Consider the following 7,720-nt stretch of genomic DNA (forward strand, 5'->3'; position numbering starts at 1 on the left):
ATCATGTCTGTCGTTCTCCGCTGGCAGGGCGTCAAGTCAATGATGGCAGATTGATGGGGTTTTTAGAGGCTCCTTAAAGTTGCAGTGGCCGCAGGCAGCCCTGCAAGTGCGCGACCACTTCCGACACGCGCCCGCCGTCCTTGGTGGTGACGACGCGGTAAATGACGGTTGGGATCGCAAATACCCCGAGCCGACCCATGTGCTGGCGATGCCAGCGTTACCGGGCGCTGCACCCGGCCTGGTCGTGGCGAGGTAGCTAACCGCGCGCTCCGCAGCCGGTAATTGGCATCGGCAGGCTTGACCATACACCAGCACGACCAGTGTAGTGCGCCACCGAGTCATCGCCTGTGCACAACGCGACAAGCGCGATGGTCACCCTCGGCATCCGGCATACGCCACGCGTACACTGCAAGCTACTGTGCTCGTCGCACTTCCAGAACGCGTTTGGCGGCACTGGTATCTCGCACAGAACCTCGTCTGTCACTGCATCCATCAAGAGCCTTCTTCATGCCACTGTCGCGCCGCCTGCTGACGTTGTTGCTGCTGGTCATCGGCCTGCCCTGCAGTGCAGCTCCGGCAACGCGTGCAACCGCAGTGCAGCAAACGGCAGCATTGTTGGTCAGCGATGCACAGCTAACGGCCGATTACTGGATCCAACGCAGTCGCACCGCGCCAATACTGCGCATGACTGCCGCGCAGATCGCCAGCTTCAACGCGCGCCTGCTGCGTGACGATGCCTCCATGCACGACCTATCGCAGCTGGCTGACGTGCTGCCGGCTGCCGAGGTGCGCACGCGCATCGAGAAACTGTCGGCCACGCCAAAGCGTGCGTTGTACGATGCCGACGGACAGCCCATCGATGCAACACGACTGGCCGAGCTACGTCGCGCACTGGCGCTGGACGCACTCCCCGCACAGGTAACGCCTCGCTTCGCGCTGGTGGTGCAGCGCGCCGCACTACGCACCTTCCCAACGAGGCAACGTGTGTTCACTACCACCGACGACCATGATATCGACCGCTTTCAGGAGTCGGCGCTCTACCCGGGCACACCGGTGGCGGTGTTGCACACAAGTGCCGATGGCGCATGGCAATTCGTACGAGCAGCCACCTACGCCGCGTGGGTGGCCAGCGATTGTCTCGCAATCGGCGCCCGCGCCCAGGTGCTGGACTACGCACAACGCAGCCCACGTGTGATGGTCACCGGTGCACACGTGCAAAGCGCTTACACACCCGAACTGCCGGCAATCTCCGCGCTGACGCTGGACATGGGCACCAGCGTGCCACTGCTCAGCGACTGGCCGCCGCAGCAGCCAGTCAACGGGCAGTTACCGCTCGCTGCCTATATCGTGCAACTGCCACTGCGCGGCGAACAAGGCCGCTTGCAGCTGGTGCCGGCACTCATCCCGCGCGGTGCCGACGTGCGCATTGGTCCGTTGCCGGCCACGCATGCAGCGATACTGCGTCAGGCGTTCAAATTCCTCGGCGAGCGCTATGGCTGGGGCAACGATTACGACGCCCGCGATTGCAGCGGCTTCGTGCTGGACGTCTATCGCAGCCTGGGCATCGCACTGCCGCGCAATACCGGCGATCAAGCGCGCAGTCCGGCGTTACGCAATGTGCCGTTCAATGCGCGCGCGCCATTGCCGCAGCGCCTGCGACAACTCGCACAACTACAGGGCGGCGACCTGATCTATATCCCCGGCCATTTGATGCTGGTGATCGGGCATGAACACGGTGCGCCGTGGGTCATCCACGATGTGGCCGGCGCCAACTATCGCGCGGCCGATGGCAGCGTGCAGCGCGCGCGCTTGAACGGCGTGTCGGTCACCCCGCTGCTGCCATTGCTCGCCAACGATGGCACACCGTTTTTAGACCACATCACCCGTATCCAACGCATCGCACCGATTGGCTCCCCATGAAGATCACCGGCTTGCGCCTCGGCATGCTTTGCTTCCCGTTGAAAACCCCCTTCAAGACCGCAGTGCGCACCGTGCAGGCGATCGAAGATGTGGTGGTGCTGCTGCAAACCGACAGCGGCCATATCGGCTATGGCGCTGCGCCGGCCACCGCACCGATCACGGGCGATACGCATGGCGCCATCATCGCCGCGATCCAACACTGCATCGGCCCGAAGTTGATCGGTCAGGACGTGTCCGATCTCAACCGGCTATGCGCGCTGGTGCAACACGCGCTGAAGCGCAACACCAATGCCAAGGCCGCAGTGGAAATTGCGCTCTACGATCTGTGGGCGCAAGCCTTGGGCGCGCCGTTATACCAGGCGCTCGGCGGTGGCACGCCACGCATCACCACCGATATCACACTCAGCGTCGATGCAATCGACACGATGGTGGCCGATGCGCTGTCTGCGCTCGCACTCGGTTATCAGTCGCTGAAGATCAAGGTCGGCAAGGACAGCGATTCGGATGTCGAACGCATCAAGGCAATCCATGCAGCCGTCGCTGGTCGCGCATCGCTGCGCCTGGATGCCAACCAGGGCTGGACGCCCAAGCAAGCGGTGCGCACCATGCGCACGCTGGAAGACGCCGGCATCGTGCTGGAACTGCTGGAGCAGCCGGTCAAGGCCACCGACATCGACGGCCTGGCCTTCGTCACCGCGCGCATCGACACGCCGGTGATGGCCGACGAAAGCGTGTTTTCGCCGATCCAGGTGATCGACCTGATCCAGCGCCGCGCAGCCGATATCGTCAACATCAAACTGATGAAGTCCGGCGGTCTCTCCAACGCGATCCGCGTCGCCGATATCGCAGCGTTATATGGCGTGCCGTGCATGATCGGCTGCATGATCGAATCCAGTATCAGCGTGGCGGCGGCGGTGCATCTGGCCGTGGCCAAGGCCGACAGCATCACCCTGGCGGATCTGGACGCACCCGCGCTCGGGCAGTTCGATCCCACAGCCGGTGGCGTGCACTTTAACGAAGCACAGATCCATATCGACGACTCGCCAGGGCTGGGCATCCGCCGCATTCGTGGGCTGGAGCTGTTTCCAGGTTAAGCACCTTTGGATGTTTCCAGGCCGCGTTGGTCGGTTGGTCGGGGGCGCGGTGCCCTCAGCGCTCGCAGGACATGCCGTGAATCCATCCGCCGCAGCCCTTTGCGCAGTTTCACAACACATCCGCCGGCCACCGCAAGCTGTTGTCCTGGCTGGCACACCGTGAGGTTGGCCAGGTTGTCCTGGAGGCCTGTGGCGGATACGAACAGGCAGTGCTGGATGCCCTGTTCGACGCCGGTCATCTGGTGGTGCGGGCCAATGCGCGCCGCTGCCATGCGTTCGCCGCTGCTATCGGCCTGCCGGCAAACACAGATCGTCTGCACGCCGCCAATCTCGCCTGCATGCCTGCCACGCTGGGGCTAGGCCCCTCTCAACCGATGGAACCTTGGCCGCGATGGCTGCGCGCGTGCGACCGCAGCTCGTAGCGCTGGCAACCAGCGCAGAAAACCCGTTGGAGCAGGTGACGGACACGACCTTGCGCCGAATGCTGCAGGCCAAGGTCGCTCAGATGAAAAAGAACGGCGTGCGCTTGGACAAGCAGATTACCGAACAGATCCGCCAGCAACCACAGCTGGAGGCGATGCGGTCGGTCAACGGCGTCGGAGCCACCCTGCAAGCGGTGATCGCCAGCGACCTGCCGGAGCTGGGGACCCTCGATGGGATCTCATGATCTTAAAATTGCTGACAGAACTTCGCGAGCAGTCGGTAGGTGGATGTGGACGGCGCGCTCAGAACCGCAGTGTACGAGTGGGACATCCCGGACCGAACACCGGTCACGCCTGACTGACAGCCGCGGAGCAGTGCTGATAGCCGCTCCAAGCCCCGTCAAACACGCACACGAACCTCGCGGCGCGGATGCACCACACAGCCGCATTGCTGGCTACAGTAGCAACAAGGTGTTTGTAGGTGACGCAGTGCCGAGGCACCGCACAGTCGCCGCAAACGACCCCATCAATTCAACGCAGCTCATCCCTGCCAGACCGATTCCCCGGAGCCTGCATGCGCCTTGTCAGCTTGTTTCGATCCGTCGTGCTGTTGGCGCTGGCAAGCTGCAGCGGCCTTGCCGTCGCTGCCAGTCCAATCGATGCACTGAATCAAGCGCGCGCAGTGATCGTGGTGACCGCGCCCGATTGGAATAGTACGCAGGGGCGACTGCAAGCATTCACACGTGTGGATGGCCAATGGCAACCGGCAGCGCCCGGGTTTGCGGTCGCCCTTGGCAGCCATGGCAGCGCCTGGGGCGATGGCCTGCATCCCGCACAGACGCAAGGCCCACAAAAGCGCGAAGGCGACGGCCGCAGCCCGGCCGGTGTGTTCGCCATCGGCCCGGCATTCGGTTATGCCCAAAGCATCGACAGCGCGATGCCATACCAGGCGATGACGGCCACCCACTACTGCATGGATGTGCCAAGTTCATCGTTGTACAACCGTATCGTCGATGCCGCACAGGTCGGTGAGGCCGCAGTGGCCGGCTCGACCGAACCGATGCGGCTGGACCTGCAACATCCCGGCGATGCACGCTACAGCGAAGGCTTGGTGATCGCGCACAATCCCAATGCGATTCCCGGTCATGGCAGTTGCATCTTCGTTCACCTGTGGCGCACGCCGGGCCAGTTCACCGCCGGCTGCACCGCAATGGCGCCAGCCGATATGCAACGCCTGCTCGCCTGGTTGAAGCCCGACGACAAACCGCTGTTCGTGCTGTTGCCGCGTGCTGAATACGCACGCCTGCAAGCCCAGTGGCAGTTGCCCAAGTTAAAGGAAGCTGCACGATGAACACCACAGAGCCCGCAGCTGATTCCACTGGTCTGGTTCGCGTCGTCAGCCGTTGGCAGATCGTCGGATTGTCGATCAACGATGTCATCGGCAGCGGCATCTATCTGCTGCCGGCAGCCACCGCTGCACTGCTTGGGCCAATGAGCCTGTGGGCAGTGATGCTGGCCGGCCTGGCGGCGGCCTTGCTGGTGTTGTGCTACGCGCAGGCGGCGAGTTATTTCGACACGCCAGGCGGCAGCTACCTCTACACGCGCGAAGCGTTCGGCCCCTTCGTCGGCTTTCAGATCGGCTGGATGATCTGGCTCACCCGCATCAGTTCGGCAGCGGCATTAAGCAACGGCCTGGCCGACGCGGTCGCGCGGTTCTGGCCAACCGTCGCCACCGATCAATGGGCACGTCTGCTGGTGGTGGTCGGCTCATTGGGATTACTCAGCGCCATCAACGTGATCGGAGTGAGATCTGCCGCGCGCACCGGCATTGCCCTGGTGATCGGTAAGCTGGTGCCGCTGCTGTTGTTCGTGGCAATCGGCCTGTTCTATGTCGATTGGTCGCGGGCCTTTGCCGGCACCACGCCGGACCTGCGCGATCTGGGCAATCTCGGCGAGGCAGCATTGTTGCTGCTGTTCGCTTACGCAGGCTTCGAAAACATTCCTGCGGCCGCTGGCGAATACCGCAACCCACGTCGCGATGTGCCGTTCGCACTGATCACCATGATCGTCACCGTGACCTTGATCTATGCAGCGGTACAAGTCGTGGCGCAAGGCACGCTGCCCAATCTTGCCGCCTCGCCCACCCCGTTGGCCGATGCAGCAAATCATTTCGGTGGCCAAGCGCTGGCGCTGATCCTCACCGTTGGCGCCACCATCTCCATCCTTGGCACCACCAGTAATACGGTGATGCTCGGGCCGCGCTTTTTGTTTGCGCTCGCACAAGATGGTTATGGCCCGGCATTTCTGGCGCGCGTGCATCCGCGCTTCCACACACCTGCAGCAGCGGTGATCACTCAAGGCGTGTTGTCGCTTGGATTAGCGTTGTCCGGCTCGTTCACGCAGTTGGCGCTGTTGTCGATGGTCACGCGATTGTTTGCGTACATCGGCACGGCCGCTGCGGTCATCGTGCTGGCGCGTCGCTACCGTCAACGCGCCGACACCTTGCGTCTACCGGGCGGACCAGCCATTCCCAGCGCCGCGCTGCTGCTGTCGCTTGGCCTGCTTGCCAGTGCCAGCCGGCAGAATCTGGCCGCCGCGGGCGTGGCATTGCTGGTCGGCTGGGCGTTTTATCTGTTCCCACGCAAGCAGATTTAGAGGTGTCGCAGCACGCTCACGCAATACTCACGCACGACTAACTGCGCGCGCCCAACGCTGCAGCTCTCACCTGCATGGGAGTTCGCGATGAAACTGCGCCATGTCTACAGCACACCGGATATCGATGGTGCGCAACACGTCATGCAAGCCGCACGAAGCGCAGGCATCGACAACGATGCGCTGTCATTGATTGCCCGTTCGGATATCGAGCTGGAAGACGTGCCTGACGCGCGCAAGAATGCCAAGACCGACTTTCTTCCCGCTGCCGCGCGTGGCGCCGCCACTGGCGGTGCTGCGGGTCTGGTCGCCGGTCTGGTTGCCATCGCAGTGCCTCCCATCGGCCTTACCATTGCCGGGGCAGGCGTCATGGCTCTGGCAGGCGCCCTGGTCGGCACCTGGTCGTCGGCACTGATCGGGGCCACTGTACCCGATCCGATCCGCCGCCAATTCGAAGACGAAATCCAGGCAGGGCGCGTCCTGGTGATCATCGATGCAGACGCGCCGTCGCTGCAGCACGCCGAAGCCGGCCTGGTTGCTGCGGGTGCAACACCATTGCCTTATGAGGCCGCATCGGCGGCGACTTGATGCCCTCCTCACCTGCCCTCGCAACGGATTTAACACCTGCCCACCTACGGTAGATGGCACATTCACCACGGAGACGAGCATGAACGTGCCGTATCAGATTCCAGGCCGCGCGGCGGACCAAGACCGCAGCCAGAACGTATCCAACTATTGGCGTGAGCGCTTCACCGAAGAGTCGTATTACACCGAGGGTGACCGCTACGAAGATTACGAGGGCGCTTACCTGGCAGGACATGAGGCACGTATGCGTGAAAACGCACGTGCCTACGATCAGGTAGAAGCCGAGCTGCACCGCGAGTGGGAAGCCAATCGCGGCAAAGAAGGCTTGAGTTGGAGCAAGGCCCGTCACGCAGTCAAGCGTGCCTGGGAAAATGCGACAGACTTCGTCACCGGCGACAGCAGATCCAAGCCCTGAAAACAACAACGCCACCGTCGAGGTGGCGTTGTTGTATCAGCGTGTACGTGGTGTGTCAGTCCAGTGGCGGCGGTACCGCGCGAGGGCGGTATCGCGCGAGGTATGCAACGCGCTGTCGACATCCATCGCATCGCGTGTTTTCTACACCGCAACAGCGCCAAACAGGCTCAGTGAGTAATCCATCGCATAGAAGCCTTTTTCGCTCAGCAACAAGGTTGCGTTGATCAAGCCGATTGCCAACAGCAGCAGTGCGATGATCAGCGAGAACCAGCCAATCGCGTAAAACAGTCCCGTCACCGGGATGCCATCCGCGCGGTCACGCACACTCTTCTGCAACGACACCGATGCGAACAAGCCAAACAGCAGCAGCGTGAAGTAGCAGCCTTTTTCGTTGAGCATCATCTGCGCATTCCACAACCCGATCAGGTAAGCAGTGCTGCCTAGCAGCAATGCAGCGCAGGATGCGGCGATAAAAGCAGGTGAAGTTTTTTGCGTGGCAGCCATGGACACCGCGTTTCATGGTGGGGCAGTAAAGTGGGACGCACACGTCTCACTAGGGCATGTTAACACTAATGGCCTGAGCGAGTAAACTATCGGGTATGGAGATCACACCAGAGCAATTTTCCCTAATC

6 protein-coding genes, 1 other RNA gene and 2 pseudogenes are annotated in these 7,720 nt (G+C 62.3%); 7 read left to right on the plus strand and 2 right to left on the minus strand.

The genetic code is table 11. The features are described from left to right. Positions 1–507: 507 nt before the first annotated feature. The 3 genes and pseudogenes from XpopCFBP1817_RS18205 to XpopCFBP1817_RS24155 all read left to right on the plus strand — a co-directional run. The gene (locus XpopCFBP1817_RS18205; protein ID WP_128418190.1) at positions 508–1,920 is read left to right on the plus strand and encodes a C40 family peptidase; all 1,413 of its coding nucleotides are present in this window, start codon (positions 508–510) and stop codon (positions 1,918–1,920) included. After that, positions 1,917–3,014: a dipeptide epimerase gene (locus XpopCFBP1817_RS18210; protein ID WP_128418191.1), complete on the plus strand. Its 1,098-nt coding sequence runs from the start codon at positions 1,917–1,919 to the stop codon at positions 3,012–3,014. The genes XpopCFBP1817_RS18205 and XpopCFBP1817_RS18210 overlap by 4 nt, the downstream gene beginning before the upstream one ends. Positions 3,015–3,094: 80 nt before the next feature. After that, positions 3,095–3,672: pseudogene (locus tag XpopCFBP1817_RS24155) on the plus strand (transposase); the annotation flags it as partial. 18 nt (positions 3,673–3,690) lie between these two features. Here XpopCFBP1817_RS24155 and XpopCFBP1817_RS18220 read toward each other — a convergent pair. Further along, positions 3,691–3,767, minus strand: a non-coding RNA gene (locus XpopCFBP1817_RS18220) — sX9 sRNA. Positions 3,768–4,010: 243 nt separating this feature from the next. On the opposite strand from XpopCFBP1817_RS18220, the gene XpopCFBP1817_RS18225 reads away from it, so the two are divergent. From XpopCFBP1817_RS18225 to XpopCFBP1817_RS18240, 4 genes are all read left to right on the plus strand, one after another. After that, on the plus strand, positions 4,011–4,787 hold the full coding sequence (locus tag XpopCFBP1817_RS18225) for a L,D-transpeptidase family protein (RefSeq protein ID WP_128418192.1): 777 nt from the start codon (positions 4,011–4,013) through the stop codon (positions 4,785–4,787). After that, on the plus strand, positions 4,784–6,091 hold the full coding sequence (locus XpopCFBP1817_RS18230; protein WP_128418193.1) for an APC family permease: 1,308 nt from the start codon (positions 4,784–4,786) through the stop codon (positions 6,089–6,091). The genes XpopCFBP1817_RS18225 and XpopCFBP1817_RS18230 overlap by 4 nt, the downstream gene beginning before the upstream one ends. A gap of 87 nt (positions 6,092–6,178) precedes the next feature. After that, positions 6,179–6,676, plus strand: coding sequence for a hypothetical protein (locus XpopCFBP1817_RS18235; RefSeq protein ID WP_128418194.1), 498 nt, complete (start codon positions 6,179–6,181; stop codon positions 6,674–6,676). 79 nt (positions 6,677–6,755) lie between these two features. Beyond that, complete coding sequence (locus XpopCFBP1817_RS18240; protein WP_128418195.1) at positions 6,756–7,088, plus strand: hypothetical protein; 333 nt, start codon at positions 6,756–6,758, stop codon at positions 7,086–7,088. Between the two features lie 144 nt (positions 7,089–7,232). On the opposite strand, the pseudogene yiaA reads toward XpopCFBP1817_RS18240, so the two are convergent. Beyond that, a pseudogene (yiaA, locus tag XpopCFBP1817_RS18245) lies at positions 7,233–7,592 on the minus strand (inner membrane protein YiaA); the annotation flags it as partial. Positions 7,593–7,720: the final 128 nt, after the last annotated feature.

The organism is Xanthomonas populi, assembly GCF_002940065.1.
Classification (GTDB): domain Bacteria; phylum Pseudomonadota; class Gammaproteobacteria; order Xanthomonadales; family Xanthomonadaceae; genus Xanthomonas; species Xanthomonas populi.

Bases quoted from the DNA above. Each gene is read 5' to 3' on its own strand.
- XpopCFBP1817_RS18230 (WP_128418193.1), top strand. From the start codon at position 4,784: ATGAACACCACAGAGCCCGCAGCTGATTCCACTGGTCTGGTTCGCGTC.
- XpopCFBP1817_RS18225 (WP_128418192.1), top strand. From the start codon at position 4,011: ATGCGCCTTGTCAGCTTGTTTCGATCCGTCGTGCTGTTGGCGCTGGCA.
- XpopCFBP1817_RS18240 (WP_128418195.1), top strand. From the start codon at position 6,756: ATGAACGTGCCGTATCAGATTCCAGGCCGCGCGGCGGACCAAGACCGC.
- XpopCFBP1817_RS18205 (WP_128418190.1), top strand. From the start codon at position 508: ATGCCACTGTCGCGCCGCCTGCTGACGTTGTTGCTGCTGGTCATCGGC.
- XpopCFBP1817_RS18235 (WP_128418194.1), top strand. From the start codon at position 6,179: ATGAAACTGCGCCATGTCTACAGCACACCGGATATCGATGGTGCGCAA.
- XpopCFBP1817_RS18210 (WP_128418191.1), top strand. From the start codon at position 1,917: ATGAAGATCACCGGCTTGCGCCTCGGCATGCTTTGCTTCCCGTTGAAA.